Below are 24,267 nucleotides of genomic sequence, written 5' to 3' on the forward strand. Positions count from 1 at the left end.
TGTAGAACGAATCACAGGCATATGTGAACACCAGTCCAAAAACGTGCATCAGCCTGAAACAACGCACCGCCATGAGCCCTATGATACGGGCGATTGCGCAATCCTGTCGGATACTTGCCTAATTCTGCAACCGTCACGAGGCCGTCATGATACTTACCTAATCCTGTATATACTGCGTGCACGTCTTCGGAGAAATGCCATGGATACCGCCGCCTTTCCTTTTACGCTGGACAATCCCCAGCAGTCACCCGCCTTGCCTGTACTGCCCGAGTGTCGCGAGCTGGCCGAGCTGGTCTCGGCCCGTGTGACGCAGGAAGGGGTATATGAAACCGATATTCCCGGCCTCGACCTGTTCCGGGTGGACGCACCCACTCCGTGCATGTCGACCGTCTACGAACCCTCCCTGTGCGTCATCGCACAGGGGCGCAAGACGGTACAACTGGGTGATCGGGAAATCGTCTACGGCGCGCTCACCTACATGGTGTCCAGCGTCGATCTTCCGGTGAACGGGCAGGTGGTGGATGCGTCGCCTGAACATCCGTTTCTGGCAGTGAAGATCAACATCAACCCGGCCGAGGTGGCCGAACTGGTGCTGCAGCTGGGTGATGCCGTACCGGCAGTGGAGCCCAGCGACTGCCCCTACTCCGCCTGCGGGCTATGCGTCACGCAGGTGGACCTGGGCATCCTCGACGCCATGACCCGGCTGGTGAGACTGCTCGACTCCCCCACCGATGCACGGATACTCGCCCCGCTGATTCAGCGCGAAATCATCTACCGTGCCCTGGTCGGTGCGATGGGCGCACGGATGCGCGAATTCGTCTCGGCGGATAGCCAGTCCAATCGAATCTCGCGAGTGATTTCCGTGCTCAAGGACCGGTTTGCCGAACCCCTGCGGGTGCGCGAACTGGCAGAAGACGTGAACATGAGCGAGTCCACGCTGTATCACAGTTTCAAACAGGTCACGCGCATGTCGCCGCTGCAGTTTCAGAAGAAGCTGCGTCTGCACGAAGCCCGGCGACTCATGCTCAGCGAAGGGCTCGAGGCCGCCACCGCAAGCTATCGAGTGGGCTATGAAAGCCCCTCGCATTTCAGCCGGGAATACAGCCGGATGTTTGGAGCGCCGCCACGTGCGGACGTTATCAAGCTGCGCGGTGAAACCCGAATGGGCATGCCTGCCTAGCATTCGCACCTTCACATTGCGGGGCGGGATCGGGCGCGAACACGCCTGCGCAATGCTACGGCATCGCGAATCTGCGGCGGCGCTTCATAAACTGTTACAATGCTTCGGTTTGCCGCCAGCCGTTGAATGCGCCAGACATTTTTCTGGAATTTCCAGCGAACCCTTAATCGACAGCGTACTGTGAGACACCGTCCAGACAGTCCTTCTTTCGACTGCTGCGGATCGCCCGGTGCACTGACGCTGACTTGAGAGCGCGTGAGTCACAATGCACAGAAAAAGCCCGAAAGTGACCAACAAGGGCGTACTGGGGCTGGACCCCAAGGTTGCCGCAGGCCTCGCGGCCGTATTTGTGTTCTTCCTGTTGAGCACAGCAGTCGCCGTCTATAACACCCACCTGCTCAGATCAAGCCACCAGAGCGTTGCCCAGACGCATGAGACAATCGTGGCCATCGACCGACTTCTCGTGGAAGTACAGGACGCGGAAACCGGACAGCGAGGCTTCCTGCTCACCGGCGATAAGCGCTACCTCGAGCCATACAATCGAGCCGTTTCGCAGGTGCAGAACCGGATGAAGCGTGTCGAGGCGCTGATCCGGCTGGATGATGCGCAACGTCGTCGGTTCGACGACCTGAGAGGGTACGTCGACACGCGGTTCCGCGAACTCGAGGCGATACTCAATATCTATCTCCGTGAAGGTCAGGCGGCGGCGATCGCCGGCGCCAATCTGGAGCGTGGCAAAGCGGAGATGGATGCTATACGCAGCACGATTCTCCAGATACGCGATGAAGCCGCCAATGTTCGCGCTGAACGCGTGGAGGCGATGCATAGTGCCTACACTGTCGCCTTCATAACCAGTGCTCTCTCCGGAGCACTGGGCATTGCACTCACGTTGACCATCTTTACCCTGATCCGCCGGGCGACGCTTGCACGGCGGCGCGAGCAATGGCTGCAGAACGCTCAAGTGAGCCTGGGAACGGTCGTCCTCGGCGAGCAATCCACCGAACAGCTGGGCGAAAACATTCTGCGTTTCCTTACCAGCCATCTCGGAGCCGTGTCAGGCGCTATCTACGTGGAAAACAGCGGCGAATATCAGTTGCTCGGCAGATATGGCGTGCCTACAGACGTTACCCTGCCATCCAAATTTGATGGAAACGACAGTCTCTTCGCGCATGTATTGCAGGATCATCGGGCCATTACCGTCGGAGAACTACCGGAAGGCTACATTGCCTTCGGTTCTGCTCTCGGCAAGCAGTCGCCCCGCTACCTCGCGCTGGCACCTGCCATGGTAGACGGCGAAGTGAAAGCCGTTTTCGAACTGGGCTTCCTCAACCCTGTCGGGGATCTAGCGCTATCGATGATGGAACAGTCGTCCGGTGCCATCGCGGCAGCCATCCGATCCGCCGAGTTCCGCGTCCAACTCCAGACCCTGCTGGCGGAGACGCAGCGTCAGGCTGAACAAATGCAGGTCCAGAGTGAAGAGTTGCGCGTCTCCAACGAGGAGCTGGAGGAGCAAAGCCGAGCATTGAAGGAATCCCAGGCCCGTCTGGAGCAGCAACAGGTGGAGCTGGAGCAGACCAACACGCAGCTCGAGCAGCAGGCGCAGGAACTCGAATGTCAGCGCGACGACCTGGAGAAGGCCAACGAACTGATCAACCTCCGCGCGCAGGAAGTGGAACAGGCCAGCCGGTACAAGTCGGACTTCCTCGCCAACATGTCACATGAGCTGCGCACACCGCTGAACTCCTCGTTGATTCTGGCCAAGCTGCTTGCCGACAACCAGGACGACAATCTCACCCCCGAGCAGGTCAAATACGCGCAGACGATCCAGTCTTCGGGTAATGATCTGCTGAACCTGATCAATGACATCCTCGATCTGTCCAAGATCGAGGCGGGCCATGTGGAGATCCGGCCCGAACCGATGTCCACCGAACGCATGGTCAATTCGCTTCGTCATCTGTTCGATCCAGTCGCCAATGAAAAGGGGTTGGCATTCTCACTGGAAACCCTGCCTGACGCCCCGGCCGTCATTGAAACCGACCCCCAGCGACTGGAACAGGTGCTCAAGAACCTGATTGCCAATGCCATCAAGTTCACCGACAAGGGCAGCGTTACGCTGACCGTGCGTTCGCTGAGCGACAATCAGGTGGCCCTGTCGGTTACCGATACCGGGATAGGCATCGCCGAGGAGCAGCAGGCGCGCATCTTCGAAGCCTTCCATCAGGCCGATAGCACCATCAGCCGCAAGTTTGGCGGCACCGGTCTCGGGCTGTCGATTTCCCGCGAGGTAGTCCGGTTGCTCGGCGGCACGCTGCATCTGAAGAGCACCCCCGGGACCGGCAGCACCTTCACTGTTGTGCTGCCAAGGCAGTATGACTCTTCCGCAGTGGCCATTCAGGCTCCGGATGTACAGCCGCAGCCCTTGGCACCTGCCTCCCTGCCTTCCCCGGCACAAGGCTCGGCCTACGTTCCGCTGGGAAACGTCGTGGACGACGACCGGCTCAAGTCCGACGAGGGCGCGCGGCGGCTGCTGATCATCGAGGATGATCGCTCGTTTGCCATGATCCTGCGCGATCTGGCGCGCGAATCAAACTTCCAGGCACTGGTGGCCGAAACCGCTCACGAGGCACTGCAGCTGGCTCGACAGTTCCTGCCCAGCGCCATCGTGCTCGACGTGGGCCTGCCCGATCAGTCCGGCCTGTCGGTCCTCGACCGCCTGAAGCGCGACGTGCGGACCCGCCACATACCGATTCATATCATCTCCGCCGACGACTATTCCGAGCGCGCCCTGTCGCTTGGCGCGATCGGCTATGCGTTGAAGCCCGTACAGCGCGACGAACTGGTCGGCGTACTGAAAACCCTCGAGGCAAAGATCTCCCAGAACGTGCGACGCGTGCTCATCGTGGAAGACAACACGGTGCAGCGCGAAGCGGTGAGTAATCTCATCGGCTCGCATGACGTCGAAACGGTTGGCGCCGGAACGGCCGCCGAGTGTGTTGCGCTACTCCAGACACAGACCTTCGACTGCATGGTGCTTGACCTGTCGCTTCCGGACGCCTCCGGCTTCGAACTTCTGGAAACGCTGAGTCAGAACCGCGAGCACTCGTTCCCGCCGGTGATCATCTACACCGGCCGGGTGCTGACGCGGGAAGAAGAGCAGCTGCTGCGCGGCTATTCCAAGTCGATCATCATCAAGGGCGCCAAGTCGCCGGAGCGGTTGCTTGATGAAGTCACCCTGTTCCTGCATCAGGTTGTGTCCGAGCTACCGGACGAACAACAGCGGATGATCCGCAAGGCGCGCAATCGCGATTCGCTGCTCGAAGGGCGGCGCATCCTCATCGTGGAAGATGACGTGCGCAACGTCTACGCGCTGACCAACATCCTCGAGCCGCGCGGAGCGCTCATCGAGATCGCACGCAACGGCGAGGAAGCGCTGCAGAAACTCGACCGCGCATCCACCCAGCCAGACGGTCAGATCGACCTCGTGCTGATGGACGTCATGATGCCGGTCATGGATGGTCTGACGGCTACCCGCCACATCCGCAAGAATCCGAACTGGAAGAAACTGCCCGTCATCGCTCTGACGGCCAAGGCCATGCCGGATGATCAGCAGCGTTGCATCGAGGCCGGCGCCAACGATTACATGGCCAAGCCACTGGATGTGGAAAAGCTGCTGTCGCTCGTCCGGGTCTGGATGCCGCAATGAGCGAAACCTTCGAAAGGATCGAGGACATCGAGATTCGCCTGCTGCTGGAGGCGCTCTATCATCGTTATCACTACGACTTTCGCAATTACACGCTGGCCTCGATCAGGCGCCGGTTGCGCCAGGCAAAGCAGGACCTCGGCTTCTCGAGCATCTCCGCCATGCAGGAGCGTGTACTGCACGACCCAGACATGCTGCCGCAAATGCTCCGTTACCTTACGGTCCAGGTCAGCGAAATGTTTCGGGATCCAAGCTACTTCCGGGCCATCCGCGAAAGCGTGATACCGCACCTGCGCACCTACCCTTCGCTGAAAATCTGGATCGCCGGCTGCAGCACCGGCGAAGAGCTCTACTCGTTCGTGATTCTGTTTCGCGAGGAAGGTCTGGAGGACCGGACCCTGTTCTATGCCACCGACATCAACCCCGAAGCACTGGCACAGGCCGAGGCAGGCATTTACGATGCCGAGCGGGTCCGCGAGTTCACCGAGAATCACCGCCTGTCCGGTGGCCGGACCTCTCTTTCGGACTACTATCACAGTCGTTACAACCGCTGTGTCTTTGACAAGAGCCTGCGCCGTAACGTGGTGTTTTCGGATCACAGCCTGGTAACCGATCAGGTCTTTGGCGAAATGCATCTGGTGTCCTGCCGGAATGTGATGATCTATTTCGATCGCGCCCTGCAGGAACGCGCGGTGGGTCTGTTCAAGGACTCTTTGCTGAGAAACGGTTTCCTGGGGCTGGGCGCGAAGGAAAGCTTGAGATTCTCGGAGCACGCCCGCGCGTTTCGTGATTTCGTGCGGGTCGAAAAAATCTACCAAAGGACTGACTCATGACCAGCCCAGCCCGCGGAGCCGTCATCATCGGTGCATCGGCGGGGGCGCTCGAGGCGTTGTCACAGCTTCTGCCCGCGCTGCCGGCCACATTCCCGCTGCCGATCTTCGTAGTCGTTCATGTGCCGCCGGACAAGGACAGCGTACTGGCCGAGATTTTCGATGCGAAGTGCAGGCTCCGCGCCATCGAAGTGGAGGACAAGGAGCCGGTCGAGGCAGGCGTCATCTACTTCGCCGCCCCGAATTACCACATGTTGCTCGAGGACCGGGTGACCATAGTGCTGTCCAATGACGACGCAGTCCTTTTCTCACGCCCTTCGATCGATGTAGCAATGGAGAGCGCAGCCGACGTGTGGGGAGCAGAGCTGATCGGCATCCTGCTGACCGGCGCCAACCGTGATGGCGCACGCGGCCTCCAGGCAATCTCGCACGCCGGCGGCACAGTGATTGTCCAGGAGCCGGAGGAAGCCTACGCGCGGGCGATGCCCGACGCGGCGCTGACGCTGACACCGGGTGCGCGGGTCATGACGCTCGCGGACATCTCGTCCTATCTGATGAGCATCCCGACATGAACTCGCCGGTCAAATTTCTGCTGGTAGACGATCTATCGGAAAACCTGCTCTCCCTTGAAGCCTTGCTGCGCCGCGACGATCTCGAACTGCTGCTGGCAACATCGGGCGACGAGGCACTTGAGCTGCTGTTGACCCATGATGTGGCGCTCGCGTTGATCGACGTACAGATGCCTGGACTCAGCGGTTTCGAGTTGGCGGAGCTTATGCGCGGTAATGAGCGGACACGGCGCATTCCGATCATCTTTGTCACGGCCGGAAGCCACAGTGCCGAAAGGAGATTTCAGGGCTACGAAGCCGGCGCCGTCGACTTCATCCAGAAGCCGATCGAGCCCGACATTCTGCGCAGCAAGACCGAGGTGTTCTTCGAGATATACCGTCAGCGTCAGATGATCGCGGAACAGCGCGACCTGCTGCAGGCGCAGGCGGACGCCCTGCGGCTGGCCGCATCCCGCAAGGACGAGTTTCTTGCGGTGTTGGCTCACGAGTTACGCAACCCGCTCGCAGCCTTGCAGGGCGGACTCGAGCTGCTGCTGCGCAAGCCGGACGAAGCCCAGGCGGAAAAGATCAACGGATTGATGCAGGTGCAGATGACGCATCTGGTGCGCCTGGTCGACGACCTCCTGGACGCATCACGCATTACCCAGGGCAAGATCGAACTGCGCACCTCGACCTTCGATCTGAGGGACGCCGTAGTCGCGGCCGTGGAGATGGCACGGCCGGCAATCGAGGCGCAGGGCCATGCGCTGGTCCTGCACATGACTGAACAGCGCATCGAGATAGTCGCCGATCCGGTCCGTATCACCCAGTGCATCGCCAACCTGCTCAACAATTCCGCCAAATACACCCCCCAGGGCGGACGTATCGAGATCACCGTCGAAGACGGCCCTGACGCGTATCGCGTGACCGTGGCCGACAACGGCCTCGGTCTGACGCTGGATGCCACCGCAGCAATCTTCCGGATGTTCGAGCAGGTGGAGGATCATATCGGTCATGCTGGCGGTGGGCTCGGCATCGGCCTTGCTCTGGTCAAGCAACTGGTCGAGCTGCACGGTGGAAGCATTGCCGTCTCCAGCGACGGCCCCAATCAGGGCAGCGCCTTCACGCTCGAGCTTCCCCGGCCCGAACTGCGCAGCGACCACCCAGTGAGCGCAGGCACCGCCGTCAGCTAAGCGAAACGGCGCTGCCCTGGGCGCTTTCTACCGCTCGTCTATCTTCCATTCCTCTCGGCAGTCGAGTTGAACGATGCCGCTGGCAGTCACTCTGCATCTACAGCAGCCACGAAACTTCGAGAGGCAGGACACCCCCTGATGGACGATTCCGACAGACGCACCGCAAAGACCTCAATTCCGGTTCTGGAAGAGCGGGCCACCGTGTCAAAAAGGTCGGTCACTACCGGTGTCACGACGATAGACAAGCATGTGGAAGCTCAAAACCATCTGGTTTCGGAAATGCTTCAGAGTCGGGGTGCGTCGGTCGAGCGGGTGCCGAAGGGTCATGCAGTCGACATCGAGCATCCACCCGAGGTCCGTACCGAAAACGGCACCACCATCGTTCCTGTGCTCGAGGAAGTACTGGTTGTTGAGAAGCGGCTTCTTCTAAAGGAAGAACTGCATATACAGCATTACGTGAAAGATGTGCCCTACACCCAGGAAGTGACGTTGAGAAACGAGAATGTGGTGATCAAGCACAGCGACGGCGACCTTTCAAAACCGGACTGAGCTGCGTGCCTCGCGCCAAACTGAAACCAATGACATCAACCTCGGGAGATGACCATGAGACACACTCTGGTAGCAGCATTCGACACGCTCAAAGAAGCACAGGCGGCGAAATCGCAACTGATGACCAAGAACATCCGAGAGGTCGATATTTCAGCGTCCGAGCTGAATAACGATCCCTCCAGCACCACCCGCAGCACGACTGCCGATCGCAGCGGTGACCAGGATGAATCCTTTGGCGACAAGGTCAGTGACTTTTTCGCGTCACTGTTCGGCGAAGACGAGAACCATCGCCCGCATCACCATGGGACTGCCTATCCCGAGGCGTATCGTCGGGGTGCGGCCCTGGTCACGGTTAAAGCAGCGAATGACGACCAGGCTGAAGAAGTTGAGGCCATTCTCGAGCGCAACGGCGCAATCGATATCGACGAGCGCTCTGCCACCTGGAACACCGACGGCGCCAGCAAGCACGTCGCCGGCAAGCATATCGGCGCTGGAGATAAGTCCGGCGCTACCGATCGCTCGGTCGACCACAGCGGCGAGCGCGCTTCCATTCCGGTCATCGACGAGGACCTCAAGGTAGGCAAGCGTCAAGTGAACAAGGGCACGGTCCGTGTGGTGTCGCGCGTGACCGAACATCCCGTTGAGGAAAACGTACGCCTGCACGAAGAACATGCTCACGTGGAACGGCGCCCGGTTGATCGGGCGGCAAATCCCGAGGAGCTGAAAAACTTTAAATCCGGTTCGCTCGAGATCCAGGAAACCGAAGAAGAAGCCGTCGTCGAAAAACGTGCGCGCGTGGTCGAGGAAGTTGTTGTCGGCAAAGAGTCGTCCGATCGAGAAAAAACCATTCGCGATACCGTCCGCCACACGGATGTCGATGTGCAGAACGACGCCACTCGCCGCGACGCCACGCTGGACAAAACCAACAAGCCGAACGACCGCTTCAAGAGCTGATCGTTGCCGATGTCCGCATGACCTGGAGGCCGCTTAACCGCGGCCTTTCAGTGCCCGCCCCTCCTGTCAGGCCCTCCTCCTGCGCTTCTTCGCTGCGCCCAGGGCTCATCTGCTTGAGCGCCGGTTACCGAGCCGCGTGCCAGATGTACCGCCGCCTCACTCCAACGCCCGAGCGCAGCTCGGCAGACACGAGACTTGGTCTGCCGCCTGGAGAATCGAGCAGCGATGCGTTGCGTCTGGTGTCAGCAGCACCGAACTAGCTGGCTCTCGCCTGTTCTGAAGTAATTCAAGCGCTGTTGCCAGATGAGCGCCAACACATCTCTATGAGCTGATTATGAGTAACCCGCATTCCTTTCTGGCCGGTGGTGGCGAAATGGGTGCGCTCATGCGTGCCCATGACTGGACCACCACGCCGCTGGGCTCGCCCGACAGCTGGCCTCAATCGCTACGCACGGTCGTTTCGACCTGTCTGAACTCGCCTGTGCTTGGCACCATCCTCTGGGGTCCGGAGCTACGGATGCTGTACAACGACGCGTACATACCATCGATGGCAGACCGGCATCCGGACGCCCTGGGCCGCCCCGTGGCTGATGTATGGGGCGCTACCTGGGAGGCGGTCGCATCCCCCTTCCTCCAGGCCATGGCCACCGGTCGCGGTTTTGCGCAGGAGCGCATCGAACTGCCGATGGTTCGGCGCGGCCAGCCCGAGACGACGTTCTGGACATTCACCGCCAGCCCGATTCGCGGGGAAGGAGGAAAGATCGTCGGCCTGTTCAACCAGGGCTTTGAGGTGACCGCACAGGTAGTCGCCGAGCGCGAGCGGGAACTGGCCGAGACACGACTGCAGCGGCTCAATGCCAGCCTGTCCGAGGAGGTGACGGTTCGTACCGAGGAACGTGATCTGATGTGGGACACCGCACCCGATCTGATGCTGATCATCGATTTCAACGGCATATTTCGCAGAGTTAACCCTGCCTGGACGACTCTGCTTGGCTACGCTCCGGAGGAACTGGTGGGCCACCATGTCAACGAGTTCGTCGTGGACGAGGATCACAGCGGCACGGTGAATGCCTATGAGCGAACGGGGCGCGGCGAGCAGCTGCGCGTCATCAACCGCTATCGGCACAAGGATGGTTCAGTCCGCTGGATCTCCTGGGCCGCCGCGCCGGCCGGTACACTGACCTACGCCACGGGCCGTGACATCACAGGCGAGAAGGAACAGGAAGCCGCTCTGGAAAAGGCTCAGGGCCAGCTTCGCCAGGCACAGAAAATGGAAGCGGTGGGGCAATTGACCGGTGGACTGGCGCACGATTTCAACAATCTCCTGACCGCCATCTCCGCAAGTCTGGATCTCATCCGTCTTCGCATCGAGCAGAAGCGCCACCAGGACGCCGGGAAGTACATCAGCGCAGCGCAGGGTGCGACCAAGCGCGCTGCGGCGCTGACCCACCGCCTGTTGGCCTTCTCACGCCGTCAGACACTGGCCCCGCGCGCAGTCGACGCTAATCTGCTGATAGAGGGCATGCTCGATCTCATACGGCGCACCGCAGGACCCGGCGTGGCGGTGGAATGTGCCGGCGACGACTATCTGTGGCCCGCCCTCGTCGACCCGTCACAGTTGGAAAACGCCCTGCTCAACCTGTGTATCAACGCGCGCGATGCCATGCCGGGAGGGGGGCGCATCGTCATTGAAACCAGTAACTGCGTGCTGGACGCCGAAGCTGGCAAGCAACGCGATCTTCCTCCTGGAGAGTACCTGCGGTTGCGTGTCAGTGACAGTGGGACAGGTATGCCGCCGGAGATCATCGCCAGGGCCTTCGATCCCTTTTTTACCACCAAGCCGATTGGCATGGGCACAGGACTCGGGCTCTCGATGATCTACGGGTTCGCCAAGCAGTCGGGTGGGCAGGCGCGAATAACATCGGCTGTCGGCCGGGGTACCCAGGTGTCGATCTATCTGCCCCGCCATCTGGGTGAAGCAGGGCTGGAAACCGGGCTGCGCGAGGAGTCTTCGTTAAGCGGCTCCGACACCGGCGAAACGGTGCTGGTGGTAGACGACGAGGCGACCTTGAGGATGTTGGTCAGCGACGTACTTCAGGACCTGGGTTACACGGTTCTGGAAGCGGCTGACGGTCTGACCGGGCTGGAGACTCTGCAGTCTGACATACGGATCGACCTTCTGGTAACGGACGTTGGGCTTCCAGGGGGCATGAATGGACGCCAGCTGGCCGATGCAGGACGGGTGTGCCGCCCCGGGCTGCCCGTACTGTTTATCACCGGCTATGCCGAACACGCGCTATTCGACACCGCGAACCAGGAAAGCGCGATGACGGTTCTGACCAAACCGTTTGCCATCGCCACACTGGCGTCGACCATTCGCGAGCTCTTGAGAGCCTGACGCTGTCATCGGCAGCGAGAGCGAGTGCCAATCCCGAGTGACCCGGGATCGGTGTACAGCGGTTCTCGTCTGCGACGCGATGACGTTCTCCAGCGACGCCTCGGCGATGACGGCGCGCTTCGCAGACGCGGACCATCAGTAATCATTCAACTCGCTTATGAAGTCGGGCCGAGTCACCCAAACCGGTATATTCGGCTGATCAAACATGAGAGGAGCCGTCATGAGTTCGCCTACCAACCCAGACACCGTCCTGGCCGAGCGCCATGGCCCGACACTTGTGCTGACGCTCAATCGACCGGACAAGCGTAACGCGCTGGAAACGGCCATGTATGTGTTGATGGAAAAGCACATTGACGAGGCGCTGGAGGATCCGGGCATCGCCAATTTCGTCCTGCGAGGTTCCGGGGACTTCTTCTGCTCCGGCGGTGACCTGCGTTCGCTGGAAACCCGCGCAGCATTGCCCGTGCATGAACGCGCCGCGCTGATTCAGCGGTTGCACGATCTGGTATTGAAGTTGAAATACTGCCCCAAACCGGTCATTGCCGCCATCGAGGGCGGAGCAGCAGGTGCCGGTGCCTCCCTGGCTTTCGCGGCGGATCTGATCGTGGCCGCCCGGGGCTCGTACATTTCGCTGGCCTACGTCAAGGCGGGACTGGTCCCGGACGGTGGTGGCTCGGCGTTTCTGGCCCAGTCCCTGCCCCACCAGCTGGCGGCAGAAATTGCATTGTTCGGCGGTCGCTTGCCTGTGGAACGGTTCGCCGATGCCGGTGTGGTCAATCGCGTCGTCGACCCCGGCAAGGCGCTTGATGTCGCGCTGGAAATGGGTCGTCAGCTGGCTGACGGCGCCCGGGAGTCGCAACGGGTAATTCTCCAGCTACTTGCCGAGCCGGATCGAGAGGCGTTCGAGCGTCAACTCGAGCGGGAAAAACAGCACATGGCCGATGCGCTCGGCGGCGCCGAAGCCGCGGAAGGCATAGCGGCCTTCAAGGAAAAGCGCGCACCACGGTTCCCGTCTCCGCGGGTCTGATACCCAATAGCTGGTTGAGCCTTCAGCCAGCGTCCCTTGTTGCCTGCGTCCCCTTCCCTTCCTTCTCCTCTTCGCCCCCGACGTGCGCCAAGGCTCCACAGCACGAAGCAGCCGAACTGGCACGAAGAATGCTGGCATTTCACCATCAACCAAGCGAGCGTCAACGAAGCGACGCCGAGGAGTGTTTGATGACTGCCACGCAAGCCGATCGTCGCCGGTTCCCCCAGATGCGCAAGCACGTCGATGCAATGATCGCCGACGGCGCCGTGATACTGGGCCGTAACCCATTGAAGATAATGCATCGCGCAAAGGTGCATACTCTGCTGGATGGAATACTCGTCACCGAGGGCCTCGAGCTCTGGCCGCTGGAGGCGGATGTCTTCGAGATTCGCTGCTCGCTGCCGGTCGACGCGGTGGTGGCGTAAGCCTCACCGGATGCTGGTGCCTGCACGAGGGTGGCTGCACAACGAGGCGACCCGCCGCCCCTTCCAAACCGGCCCATCACATGAACCACACGAACCACATGAGCGAGGCTGCTCTTCGTGAGCCTGTACTAAGCTGCACGAAACCGCTTCGGAGACCGCGACATGCGTTTGCACGAATTCATAGCTTCAAACATGGAAGCTATTCTCAAGGAATGGGAAGACTTTGCCCGAACGATACAACCGCCTGACGGCGACATGAATGTGACGGATCTGCGTGATCACGCGGAACAGATGCTGCTGGTGATAGTCGGGGATATGGCAACCGAGCAGAGCGATGCGACGCGAAAGGAAAGATCCCAAGGGAACGGGCCAGACAAAAATTCGCAGACCGCAGCCGAGACGCACGCAGATGAACGCCTGCTTTCGGGGTTTTCACTCACCATGCTGGTGTCCGAATACCGCGCGCTGCGCGCTAGCGTGCTGTCCTTATGGACCCGGCATGGTCGCCCGTCCGAGCACGGAGAAATGGAGGACATCATTCATTTCAATGAAGCCATGGATCAGGCGCTGGCCGAATCCATAGCGCGATACTCCGCTGCCATCAACAAGAACTCCGATGTGTTTCTCGGCATGCTGGGACACGATCTTCGCTCACCCCTGCAGTTTCTCAGCATGGGCGCGCGGAAACTGAAGGATACGAAGGATGGCAACGCGCAGCATGTTCAGCTCGGAACCCACATGCTCGACAGCGTGCAACGCATGACGGAGATGCTGGACAACCTGATGGACTTTACCGAAAGCAGGATCGGCAGCGGGATCCGGATAGACAGGCGACCGGCCGACCTGGCAGAGATAGCGGGCCGGATCGCCAGGGAGTTTCGCGGCTCGCATCCTGACCACTCGATCAGAGAGGTCGCCAGGGGCGATTGTTCGGGTCACTGGGATGTCGGCCGGGTAGGCCAGATATGTCAGAACCTCATCGGCAACGCACTCGAGCACGGCGCTGCGAGCGGTGAGATTGTCGTCACCTGCGACGGTCGATCCAGCGCGGTGACACTTAGCGTGCACAACCACGGTGTTCCCATACCCCGCAGCCAGCACAGTCGAATATTTCAGCTATCCGCGAGAGGCCACTCCCAGCCGGCCAACGGCGGGAAGCATGTCGGTCTGGGGCTTTACATCGTCAATGAGCTGGTCGCCGCCCATGCCGGCTCGGTAAGCGTGCTTTCCAGCGAGGAAGGCGGCACGCTCTTCAAGGTTGAGCTGCCCCGAGGCGCCGCCTGACAAGCCGTCAAAAACAGCCGCCTGCGTCAAACATGCTGCCCGATACAGCATGTTCCCTGGCGAACGACCGCGGCCAGCATCAACTGTGATTGGCGGTCCTGAACTGACCAGCCAGACGGTCGAGTTCGATAGCCGTACGCTTGAGCTGATCGGTATTGCCCACGGTGCTCTTCAACTCGCGCATGACCCGATCACCCAAGGTGGCCAGTTGCGTCAGACTACGAGCAATCTCGTTCGAGGTATGCGACTGTTCTTCTGCGGCTGCTGCAACCTGCTGTGTCATGCCGGTAATGGTGCTGATGGCCTCGCCGATGGACACCAGCGCGCTCCGTGAATGCTCGACCTGGACCTGCATTTCTTCCGACTGGCGGAAGCTGTCGGACATCTTCTTTACCGCACCGGAGGTACCGGTTTGCAGCGAGTCGATCATCTTCTCGATTTCCATTGTGGAAGACTGCGTGCGACTGGCCAAGGTTCGAACCTCATCGGCAACGACTGCAAAGCCGCGGCCCTGCTCTCCTGCTCTCGCTGCTTCAATGGCTGCGTTGAGCGCCAGCAGGTTGGTTTGCTCGGCGATACCGCGAATGACGCCCAGAACTGAACCGATCGACCGTGAACTGGTTTCCAGTTCGGCTATGGATGAGCTGGCAAGTGTAATGTCGCCGGCCAGCCTGCCCATCATGCTCGAGGTCACATCCGCCGTCTGATGGCCCAGATCGCTCTGCGCCCCGGCTTCCCGCGCGGCGACCGACGAATCGGTCATGCGGGCGGCCACTTCCTGGGCAGTAGCACTCATCTCCTCCACAGCAGAAGCAATGGTGTCGAGTTCGTTCTTTTGTTGATCGAAAGACTTCTCCGCCACGACCATTGCCTTACCGACTTCGTCGGCAATCGTGAGGTTGAGGGCAACACCGGTGCGCAGATCGTCAACGACCTTGGTGAGCTTGTCGGTGAAGGCATTGAATCCCCGCGCCAGCCCAGCCACTTCATCATTGCCCTGACTGTCCAGCCGTCGCGTCAGATCGCCTTCACCTGTGGCGATGTCGTTCATCGCCTGCATGGCCTGGCGCAGGGGCCGGGTGATGCTTCTGGCGATCATCAGGTTGATCGACAGCAGCGCGATGAGGCCGCCACCCGCCAGCAACAGGAGCGTACGAATTTCGGCCCAGAACGCTGCCGACACATCGTCGAGATAGATGCCCGAGCCAAGCACCCAGCCCCACGGCTCGAACAGGGCCACGTAGGAAATCTTGGCCACCGGCTCGGTAACGCCTGGCTTGGGCCAATAGTAGTCGACAAACCCAGCCTTGCTGGCAGAGACGACGTTATTCATCTCTCTGAACAGCCGTTTGCCATTCGGATCGGCCACCTCCGCAATGCTGTTGCCTACCAGTTTGGTGCTGAAGGGATGCATGATCATCATCAGATCCAGCGTATGCACCCAGAAATAATCATTTTCACCGTAGCGAAGACCTTCGATGACCCGGGCGGCGGCGTCCTGCGCCTGTTGCTGAGTCATTTCTCCGCGTACCTGCATCTGATGGAAGTGGTTCAACACGCCGTGGGTCGATTCGACCAGGTGTTGCGTTTTCAGGGCCCGGTCATTGAGCAACGCGGCGCGGTAGTCGAGGGCAAACAGGCTGCCCAGACCCGCAATGAGCATCAGGGCAATGAGGGTGGCGGCAGCAAGCCGCTGGGAAATGGAAAAACGGCGCAATTGAAGCATGAGATTACCCGCAAGGTAGAGGTTCGGACGTCGCGGCCAGGTGTTATGAAATCTCCCCCGGCCTGCGCACACTTTCCTATCGGCCCCTGACTGCGCGTCATTAGCCGAATTCGACGAAAGGGTCAGCCTCGGTTTTCCTCCTCATTCGCAGCGTCGTCAGCTGCCTGGTCTCCGCTCGGCTCGTCGTCCGCGGGCTTGCCAAGGGTTTCGTTGACGCTCTTCTGGGCGTCGTCCAACTGCTCGTTCAGTTGCTCGACGGTGTCGCCAACCGCCTCACTGACCAACTGTCGCGCCAGCTCGGTACTTTTCTCTACCGTTTCGTCCACGAGCTTTTGCGCCGATTCCTCTGCGGCGTCACAGCCGGTCAAGGCAGCCAGTGCGAGGCCAAGGGTCAGCAAGGCGGCATTGCGAGTGGGAACATTCATGTGTGTATCTCCAGATGGGGGTCCTGATCGGGAGGCCTGCGCGGCCTCCCTTTCACGGTCAAACGTCGGCTTTCACTTCGATGGCTATCGGAGCCGCGCCGCGGGTCTTGTACAGCGATACCAGCACGCCACCGATCAACAGACCCAGCGTCACGCCGAGCGATATGCTCGAGGGGATCTTGCCGATGATGCCGACCAGGAAGATCTTCGAGCCGATGAACACCAGCACCAGAGCCAGCGCGTACTTCAGATAGGCGAAGCGGTGAATCATGGCTGCCAGAGCGAAGTACAAAGCACGCAGACCGAGGATGGCGAAAATGTTCGAGGTGTAGACGATGAACGGGTCCTGGGTGATGGCGAAGATCGCCGGCACGCTGTCCACCGCGAATACCAGGTCGGCACACTCGATCAGGATCAGCGCCAGGAACAACGGCGTCACCCACAGCACGTTCTTGCCGCTTGCGTCAGGCTGCCTTACGAGGAACCGCTGTGCGTGCAAGCGATCGGTTACGCGCAAATGCCTGCGCAGGAACTTCACGAAGGCGTTCTTCTCCAGGTCGGGGTGGTCGTCGACCTTGGCGAACAGCATCTTCACACCGGTCGCAGCGAGGAAGGCACCAAAGACATAGAGAATCCAGCTGAATTCGTGGATCAATGCTGCGCCCAGGCCGATCATCAGCGCGCGCAGCACGATCACGCCCATGATTCCCCAGAACAACACCTTGTGCTGATACTGCCGCGGAATCGCCAGGAAGCTGAAGATCAGCGCCATGACGAAGACGTTGTCCATCGACAGGGATTTTTCGATGAGAAAGCCGGTGAGGTAATCCATGCTCGCATCGCTGCCCTTCTGGAAGAATACCCAGAGGCCGAACAGCAGGCCGGCACTGATGTAGCCGGCAGACAGCAAGAGACTTTCACGCACGCCAATCTCCCGATCGTCGCGATGCAAGACACCCAGATCGAAGGCCAGCAGAGAGAAAACGACAGCTAGAAAGACAAGCCACAACCAGGTGGCGGTTCCGAGAAACTCGGCGAGCAGAAACGGTTCTAGGGCGGTCATGAGCCCCTCCTTACAGTCAAGTTGAACAGACTGTGATTCCGACATCGCGGTATACACCGCCAGAGGGGCCCGGCTTCACGGCGCTAAAGTATCACCCGCCGCAACGCGCGCAATAGCCTGGACCCTGCAAAGCATTTCCAGTTATGTCAAAGCCGCGTTACCTGCAGGCGTCGCCGCTTGCGACGTGTGACGGACTGTCGTAGAGTCGCCCAATGAACCGGACCATGCGGCTGTTCCTTGCCCTGTTTTTCACCATTGCGCTTCCCGCCAACGGGATGGCGCAGGTGCTCATGCAGGCAGGATCGTACACGCCCGACCCGGTTCCGATGAGCTCGCATGACATGCATTCGATGATGTCTGACGCCGACATGCAGCATGTGATGGCTGCCTGTAACGATCACGACAGCAATGGACTGGTGTGTGACTCCGGTGAAGAGTGCAAGACGAGCGGCCTGTTGCAGCTTCACTTCGGCAAGTCTCATGCGCTCACGCCTGCCCTGCCCCCGTTGATCGCGGAAGCCGGCTTTCTCCCGCTCCCGCTACCCGAGCCGCTCTGGCACCCTCCCCGTAGCTGATTCCTTGTCTGCCTGAACGACTGCCGGCGCACTGACGCGCCGGCTGGACGATTGCGTGCCGGCTGCATTGGCCGTCGCGCGCGGATAGCGACGGAATCCAATCATGACAAGCCGAACCCCCCGGGCCCGCATCTGTGCCGCGGTCCTGCTGGCAGGCCTGCTGGCACTGCCGGGTGTGAGCGTCGCGCTCACCCTCGAGCAGGCGCTACAACTTGCCGAAGCCGAAGCGCCTGCGCTTCAGGCGCAGCGCGCCAATCTGACTGCGGCACGCAGCGCCGCTATTCCAGCGGGCGAGCTGCCTGACCCGCAGCTGCGGCTGGGCCTGCAGAACCTGCCGATCGAAGGCGACGACCGCTGGCAGATGGGCGCAGAGCCCATGTCCATGCAGATGCTCGGATTGATGCAGGAAGTACCCAACCGGGCCAAGCGTCAGGCACGCATGGACGCCGCGGAAGCCGCGGTGTCGCTGGCCGATGTCGAGCAGCGTCTGACCCGCCTGCAGGTCAGGCAGCAGACAGCCCAGGCCTGGATCATGACGCTGGCAGTCGAGCGGAAACTCGATCTCTTCAGCGAGCTGTACCGCGAAAACGAGCTACTCGCCAGGGCGGTCGACGCACGCCTTGCCGGCGGCGCGGGGCTGTCAGCTGACCGGGTTGGCCCGCGCCAGGAAGCCCTCGACCTTGCCGATCAGCAGGACCTGCTCGAGCGTGACCAGCTAACCGCCCGCGCGGAACTTTACCGCTGGATCGGCGATGCAGCGCGACAACCCTTGACCGGGGACTGGCCGCACTGGGCCGATGACCTTGAGCACTACCAACACAACCTGCAGCGGCATCCGGAGCTGCAGGCCTTTGACCCGATGACGCGGCGCGCTGAAGCCGACATCGCCGAAGCCGTGGCGGACAAGACTCCGGACTGGGCCTGGGGCGTCGACTATCAACGTCGTGGGCGCGGCTTCGGCGACATGATCAGCTTGAGCGTCAGCATGGACCTGCCCGTGTTCACCGGCACCCGGCAAACCCCACGCATCGAAGCCGAACGCGCCCGGTTGGCCACGGTAGAGTCCCAGCGCGAGGACCTGCTGCGTCAGCACGCGCGCGAGCTTGCCGAAGAGATCGCCGAGTACCAGCGACTCGATCGCGGCGTCGCCCGCCTGGAGCAAACCGCCTTGCCGCTGGCAACGCAGAAGGTGCAGCTGGCCATGGCGGACTATCGCAGTGGCAGGGGCGAGTTGCGCTCGGTGATCGAGGCTCGCGCGCAGCGTGTGGAAACACGCCTGCTTGCCATTGACCTGGCCCGCGACCGCGCCCTGAGTGGTGCCCGCCTGCACTTTGCCTTCGGAGACACCCCATGACTTCCAGACTCGGTCGGTTCGCGTTACTGATGGCGATGCCCGTGATGACGCTCGCCATTGCCGTTCATGCACAACAGGACGGCTCTTCGGACCGTGAAGTGCTGTATTGGTACGATCCCATGTATCCGCAGCAGAAATTCGACGCCCCGGGGCCGTCGCCGTTCATGGACATGGATCTGGTGCCGCGCTATGCAGATCAGGGCGGTGATCGCGCCTCGATCAGCATTGATCCAGGCATCATGCAGAATCTCGGCATGCGGCTGGCGACGGCGCAGGAAGAGCGCATCAGCCAGTCGATCGAAGCGGTCGGCACGCTGGAATACAATCAGCGCAAGGTGGCGCAGGTGCAGGCACGCAGCGCCGGGTTCGTCGAGCGGGTATATGACCTCGCCCCTGATGACATCATCGAGCAAGGCGCGCCTCTGGTGGACGTATTCATCCCTGAATGGGCGACCGCGCAGGAGGAGTACCTTGCCTTGCGCGACCTCGACGTACCCGACCTGCTTGCCGCAGCGAGGCAGCGACTCCGTCTGGTCGGCATGCCCGCCGAGACGATTCAGGCGCTCGAACGCAGCGGGCGCGCCAGCACTACCTGGACCATTTCCAGCCCGATCGACGGCGTCGTGCAGGAACTCGACGTCCGTGAAGGCATGACCGTTGCCGCGGGTGATTCTCTGGTGCGCATCAATGGCCTGGACACCGTTTGGCTCGAGGTGGCAGTGCCGGAAGCGCAGGTGGCCGAGTTGCGCCCCGGACAATCGGTGACCGCGCGTCTTCCCGCTTTTCGCGGAGAGCATCTGGAAGGAACCATCACCGCTGTATTGCCCAGCGCGAACATCGACAGCCGCACCGTACGCGTCAGGGCCGAGCTGCCCAATCCGGAGCGCCGCCTGCGTCCCGGCATGACCGCCGAAGTCAGCCTGAGCAGTGATGAAACCACTGCGCTGATGGTTCCCAGCGAAGCAGTCATCCGTACCGGACGCCGCAATCTGGTCATGCTGGCCGAGGGTGAAGGCCGCTTTCGGCCTGTGGAAGTTCGCGTTGGTCGGGAATCCGGAGACAGGACCGAGATTCTCGAGGGCCTCGAATCCGGGCAGCAGGTGGTTGCATCCGGTCAGTTCCTGCTCGACTCCGAAGCCAGTCTTCGCGGGCTGACGGCACAGACGCCTGGCGCGTCCTCGGCACCTGCAGACCCCGGCCCCTCCGCCCTGCATGAAGCGGAAGGGACGGTGATCGGTATCGACGGCGACATGCTGGGGCTCGAGCACGGACCGTTCGAGACGCTCGGCATGCCCGGCATGACCATGCCGTTTCCGGTAGCCGACATGCAGCTGCTGGAAGGCATCGAGCCAGGTGATCGGGTCCGTGTCGGGGTGAGCGAGTCCGACGACGGGCTGACTATCGAGCGAATCGAGCAACTGCCCAACGGCGCTTCGGGAGACGGGCATAAGCAGCACAACCACGGGGAGCACCAGCCATGATCGCGGCAATCATCCGCTGGTCTGTGGCCAACCGGTTTCTCGTGCTGCTCGCTACGCTGTTTTCCGTGGCCTGGGGCATCTGGTCGATACAGAACACCCCGGTCGACGCCCTGCCGGATCTGTCCGACGTGCAGGTGATCATTCGCACGCCCTACCCGGGTCAGGCTCCGCAGATCGTGGAAAACCAGGTCACCTACCCGTTGACTACCACCATGCTGTCGGTACCCGGAGCAAAAACGGTGCGAGGGTATTCGTTTTTTGGCGACAGCTACGTGTACGTGCTGTTCGAGGATGATACCGACCTGTACTGGGCCCGCTCACGCGTGCTGGAGTACCTGAGTCAGGTCCAGACGCGCCTGCCCGATTCGGCGAGGCCCGCCCTCGGCCCCGACGCCACCGGGGTCGGCTGGATCTACCAGTACGCGCTCGTCGACCGCACCGGCGCGCACGACCTGTCACAGTTGCGCTCGCTACAGGACTGGTTCCTGCAATACGAGCTCAAGACCCTGCCCAACGTTGCCGAAGTCGCGCCGATCGGCGGTATGGTCAGGCAGTATCAGGTGGTACTCGACCCCATCCGCATGGCCAGCCGTGGCATCACCCAGCAACAGGTCGCCCAGGCCATAGACGAGGCCAACCGTGAGACCGGCGGCAGCGTACTGGAACTGGCCGAAACCGAATTCATGGTCCGTGCCTCAGGCTATCTGCAATCGCTGGACGACTTCCGGGCGATTCCGCTGCGGCTGGACCGCGGTGGCGTACCGGTAACGCTTGGCGACGTCGCCCACGTTCAGCTAGGCCCCGAAATGCGCCGCGGCATCGCCGAACTCGATGGCGAGGGCGAAGTGGTAGGCGGGGTGGTCATCCTGCGCAGCGGCAAGAATGCCCGGGAAACCATACGCGCCGTGCAAGCCAGGCTGGACGAGCTGCAGAAGCGGCTCCCGGAGGGCGTGGAGATCGTCACCACCTATGATCGCAGCACGCTGATCGACAGCGCAGTGAGCAACCTGAGTCGCAAGCTGGTGGAGGAATTCGTGGTGGTCGGGCTGGTCTGCGCCCTGTTCCTCTGGCATCTGCGCTCATCGCTTGTCGCCATTGTGTCGTTGCCGGTCGGCATCCTGATCGCCTTCGCCATCATGCAGCGCCAGGGTGTGAACGCGAACATCATGTCGCTTGGCGGCATAGCCATCGCCATCGGCGCCATGGTGGATGCCGCCATCGTGATGATCGAGAATGCCCACAAGCACATCGAAGCCTGGCACCGGCGCCATCCTGATAGCGAGCTCAAGGGAGATGCCCACTGGAAGGTGATCGTCGACGCAGCGGTCGAAGTCGGCCCTGCGCTGTTCTTCTGTCTGCTGATCATCACGCTGTCGTTCATCCCGGTGTTCACCTTGCAGGCCCAGGAGGGTCGGCTGTTCGGTCCGCTGGCGTTTACCAAAACCTACGCCATGGCCGCCGCGGCGGGGCTGGCGGTGACGCTGGTGCCGGTACTGATGGGCTACTGGATCCGCGGAAGGATTCCCGACGAGCATCGCAATCCACTCAATCGCGGGCTGATCAAGGTGTATCAGCCGCTGCTCGACGCGGTGCTGCGCTGGCCCAGGGTGACGCTGCTGGTCGCCGTACTGATATTTCTCACCGGACTCTGGCCGGCCAGCAAGCTCGGTGGGGAATTCCTGCCGCCGCTGGATGAGGGCGATCTGCTGTACATGCCCACTGCCCTGCCCGGCCTGTCCGCGCAGAAAGCCTCCGAGCTCTTGCAACAGACCGACCGATTGATCAGGACCGTCCCCGAGGTGGCCCGGGTATTCGGCAAGGCCGGCCGGGCCGACAGCGCAACCGACCCCGCACCGCTGGAGATGTTCGAGACGACCATCCAGTTCAAGCCTCGTGACCAGTGGCGCGAGGGCATGACGCCGGAGAAACTGGTCGAGGAACTGGATCGCGCGGTCCAGGTGCCGGGGCTGGCCAATCTGTGGATTCCACCCATCCGCAACCGCATCGACATGCTCGCCACCGGCATCAAGAGCCCGATCGGTGTGAAGGTATACGGCACCGATCTGGCACAGATCGACGAGGCGACGCAGGCGATCGAGCAGGTAGCCAGGACCGTACCGGGGATCACGTCGGCGCTCGCCGAACGCATGACCGGCGGACGGTACATCGATGTCGACATTGATCGCGCCGCGGCTGCGCGCTACGGCCTGAACATCGCCGACATGCAGTCCATTGTTGCCGGCGCGATTGGCGGGGAAACCATTGGCGAGACGGTGGAAGGGCTCGCGCGCTATCCGATCAGCCTGCGCTATCCGCGAGAATGGCGAGATTCCCTGACCGAGCTTCAGGCGCTGCCTATCTATACGCCGCTGGGCAGTCAGATCACACTCGGTACCGTCGCCGACGTGGGAATCAGCGATGGCCCGCCGATGCTCAAGAGTGAGAACGCGCGGCTGACTGGCTGGGTGTATATCGATGTACGGGGTCGCGATCTAGCCGGGGTGGTGCAGGAGCTGCAGCAGCGGATCGAGGCCGATGTGTCGATGGCCCCGGGAATGAGCATCAGCTACTCCGGACAGTTCGAGTACCTCGAGCGCGCCAATCAGCGCCTGATGCTGGTGGTACCGGCGACACTGCTGATCATTTTCGTGCTGCTCTATTTCACCTTCGCACGGGTCGGCGAAGCGCTGCTCATCATGACCACCCTGCCCTTCGCTCTGACCGGCGGGATCTGGTTTCTGTATCTGCTGGACTTCAACCTGTCGGTGGCCACCGGCGTCGGCTTCATTGCGCTGGCCGGCGTCTCGGCCGAATTCGGCGTGATCATGCTGCTCTATCTGACCAACGCCTGGTCCGAGCGGCAACGCGATGGCGCAACCGACCGCGGCGCATTGCTGGACGCCATCCGCGAAGGTGCCGTGCAGCGCGTCCGGCCGAAGGCCATGACCGTGGCGACCATCATCGCCGGACTTCTGCCCATTCTGTGGGGCAGCGGCACCGGCAGCGAAATCATGAGTCGCATCGCCGCGCCCATGGTGGGCGGCATGATCACCGCCCCGTTGCTGTCCCTGTTCGTTTTACCCGCGGCCTACCTGCTGATGCGCCGCCGCTCGACCCAAGCCGTCAGTAACCCCTCTGGAGAGACCCGATGAAAAACACGCTTTCATTCTGCCTTACCCTGACTTTCTCGTTTGCGCTGGCTGCCAGCGCAACGGCTGGCAAGCACGCCGAGATGCAGCATGGCTCCGGCCATGACGCTCAACAGCATGGCGAGAATCACGACGAGGCCTCCGCGCAGCCGATCACCACTACCGGTACCGTGAAGAAGATTCACCCGGACAAGGGCATGCTGACCATCGCCCACGCTCCGGTACCGGAACTGGAATGGCCGGCGATGACCATGCGCTTCAACGCGACCGCTGAACACATCGATCAGGTGCAGGAAGGTGACGAGATCCGCTTCGAATTCACGTCGAAAGGCATGAACAATTCGGTGATCTCGATTACCAAGCAGTAACAGTCTCTGCGCCGGGCGTCCTCACCTTGGTGCCCGGC

At 61.4% G+C, this 24,267-nt stretch carries 19 protein-coding genes; 16 read left to right on the forward strand and 3 right to left on the reverse strand.

Annotation, left to right across the window (positions count from 1 at the left end):
- Nucleotides 1–199: 199 nt before the first annotated feature.
- From KEM63_RS10335 to KEM63_RS10385, 11 genes are all read left to right on the forward strand, one after another.
- Nucleotides 200–1,180 carry an AraC family transcriptional regulator gene (locus tag KEM63_RS10335; protein WP_223651365.1) on the forward strand — a complete coding sequence of 327 codons (981 nt, stop codon included), beginning with the start codon at nucleotides 200–202 and terminating at the stop codon, nucleotides 1,178–1,180.
- 265 nt (nucleotides 1,181–1,445) lie between these two features.
- A complete protein-coding gene (locus tag KEM63_RS10340; RefSeq protein ID WP_223651367.1) occupies nucleotides 1,446–4,883 on the forward strand; it encodes a response regulator in 3,438 nt (1,145 codons plus the stop codon).
- Nucleotides 4,880–5,713, forward strand: a complete 834-nt coding sequence (locus tag KEM63_RS10345) for a CheR family methyltransferase (RefSeq protein WP_223651369.1) — start codon at nucleotides 4,880–4,882, stop codon at nucleotides 5,711–5,713. The genes KEM63_RS10340 and KEM63_RS10345 overlap by 4 nt, the downstream gene beginning before the upstream one ends.
- A complete protein-coding gene (locus KEM63_RS10350) occupies nucleotides 5,710–6,282 on the forward strand; it encodes a chemotaxis protein CheB (RefSeq protein ID WP_223651372.1) in 573 nt (190 codons plus the stop codon). Before KEM63_RS10345 ends, KEM63_RS10350 begins: the two co-directional genes overlap by 4 nt.
- Nucleotides 6,279–7,451 (forward strand): hybrid sensor histidine kinase/response regulator, encoded by a 1,173-nt coding sequence (locus tag KEM63_RS10355; protein ID WP_223651375.1) that lies wholly within the window; start codon nucleotides 6,279–6,281, stop codon nucleotides 7,449–7,451. The genes KEM63_RS10350 and KEM63_RS10355 overlap by 4 nt, the downstream gene beginning before the upstream one ends.
- A 138-nt stretch (nucleotides 7,452–7,589) precedes the next feature.
- Nucleotides 7,590–8,000 carry a DUF2382 domain-containing protein gene (locus KEM63_RS10360; protein ID WP_223651376.1) on the forward strand — a complete coding sequence of 137 codons (411 nt, stop codon included), beginning with the start codon at nucleotides 7,590–7,592 and terminating at the stop codon, nucleotides 7,998–8,000.
- A gap of 54 nt (nucleotides 8,001–8,054) precedes the next feature.
- Nucleotides 8,055–8,954, forward strand: coding sequence for a YsnF/AvaK domain-containing protein (locus tag KEM63_RS10365; protein ID WP_223651377.1), 900 nt, complete (start codon nucleotides 8,055–8,057; stop codon nucleotides 8,952–8,954).
- Nucleotides 8,955–9,288: 334 nt separating this feature from the next.
- Nucleotides 9,289–11,352: a hybrid sensor histidine kinase/response regulator gene (locus tag KEM63_RS10370; RefSeq protein WP_223651378.1), complete on the forward strand. Its 2,064-nt coding sequence runs from the start codon at nucleotides 9,289–9,291 to the stop codon at nucleotides 11,350–11,352.
- 220 nt (nucleotides 11,353–11,572) lie between these two features.
- Nucleotides 11,573–12,379 (forward strand): enoyl-CoA hydratase family protein, encoded by an 807-nt coding sequence (locus tag KEM63_RS10375; protein WP_223651381.1) that lies wholly within the window; start codon nucleotides 11,573–11,575, stop codon nucleotides 12,377–12,379.
- Nucleotides 12,380–12,567: 188 nt separating this feature from the next.
- Nucleotides 12,568–12,804: a hypothetical protein gene (locus tag KEM63_RS10380; protein WP_223651383.1), complete on the forward strand. Its 237-nt coding sequence runs from the start codon at nucleotides 12,568–12,570 to the stop codon at nucleotides 12,802–12,804.
- Nucleotides 12,805–12,966: 162 nt separating this feature from the next.
- On the forward strand, nucleotides 12,967–14,088 hold the full coding sequence (locus KEM63_RS10385) for a sensor histidine kinase (RefSeq protein WP_223651385.1): 1,122 nt from the start codon (nucleotides 12,967–12,969) through the stop codon (nucleotides 14,086–14,088).
- A gap of 79 nt (nucleotides 14,089–14,167) precedes the next feature.
- Here KEM63_RS10385 and KEM63_RS10390 read toward each other — a convergent pair whose 3' ends face one another.
- The 3 genes from KEM63_RS10390 to KEM63_RS10400 form a co-directional block, all read right to left on the reverse strand.
- Complete coding sequence (locus tag KEM63_RS10390; protein ID WP_223651388.1) at nucleotides 14,168–15,814, reverse strand: methyl-accepting chemotaxis protein; 1,647 nt, start codon at nucleotides 15,812–15,814, stop codon at nucleotides 14,168–14,170.
- Nucleotides 15,815–15,936: 122 nt separating this feature from the next.
- Nucleotides 15,937–16,239: a hypothetical protein gene (locus tag KEM63_RS10395; RefSeq protein WP_223651390.1), complete on the reverse strand. Its 303-nt coding sequence runs from the start codon at nucleotides 16,237–16,239 to the stop codon at nucleotides 15,937–15,939.
- A 58-nt stretch (nucleotides 16,240–16,297) separates the two neighbouring features.
- Entirely contained in the window at nucleotides 16,298–17,302 is a 1,005-nt protein-coding gene (locus tag KEM63_RS10400; RefSeq protein WP_223651392.1) for a TerC family protein, read from the reverse strand.
- A gap of 212 nt (nucleotides 17,303–17,514) precedes the next feature.
- Between KEM63_RS10400 and KEM63_RS10405 the strand changes: the two genes are divergently transcribed.
- The 5 genes from KEM63_RS10405 to KEM63_RS10425 all read left to right on the forward strand — a co-directional run bounded on the left by KEM63_RS10405 (nucleotide 17,515) and on the right by KEM63_RS10425 (nucleotide 24,229).
- Nucleotides 17,515–17,877, forward strand: a complete 363-nt coding sequence (locus tag KEM63_RS10405; RefSeq protein WP_223651394.1) for a hypothetical protein — start codon at nucleotides 17,515–17,517, stop codon at nucleotides 17,875–17,877.
- A 103-nt stretch (nucleotides 17,878–17,980) separates the two neighbouring features.
- Entirely contained in the window at nucleotides 17,981–19,231 is a 1,251-nt protein-coding gene (locus KEM63_RS10410; RefSeq protein WP_223651396.1) for a TolC family protein, read from the forward strand.
- Entirely contained in the window at nucleotides 19,228–20,712 is a 1,485-nt protein-coding gene (locus KEM63_RS10415) for an efflux RND transporter periplasmic adaptor subunit (RefSeq protein ID WP_223651398.1), read from the forward strand. The genes KEM63_RS10410 and KEM63_RS10415 overlap by 4 nt, the downstream gene beginning before the upstream one ends.
- Nucleotides 20,709–23,864, forward strand: a complete 3,156-nt coding sequence (locus KEM63_RS10420; RefSeq protein WP_223651399.1) for an efflux RND transporter permease subunit — start codon at nucleotides 20,709–20,711, stop codon at nucleotides 23,862–23,864. The genes KEM63_RS10415 and KEM63_RS10420 overlap by 4 nt, the downstream gene beginning before the upstream one ends.
- Nucleotides 23,861–24,229 (forward strand): copper-binding protein, encoded by a 369-nt coding sequence (locus tag KEM63_RS10425; RefSeq protein ID WP_223651401.1) that lies wholly within the window; start codon nucleotides 23,861–23,863, stop codon nucleotides 24,227–24,229. Before KEM63_RS10420 ends, KEM63_RS10425 begins: the two co-directional genes overlap by 4 nt.
- Nucleotides 24,230–24,267: the final 38 nt, after the last annotated feature.

It is taken from the genome of Halopseudomonas nanhaiensis (assembly GCF_020025155.1).
Lineage (GTDB): Bacteria > Pseudomonadota > Gammaproteobacteria > Pseudomonadales > Pseudomonadaceae > Halopseudomonas > Halopseudomonas nanhaiensis.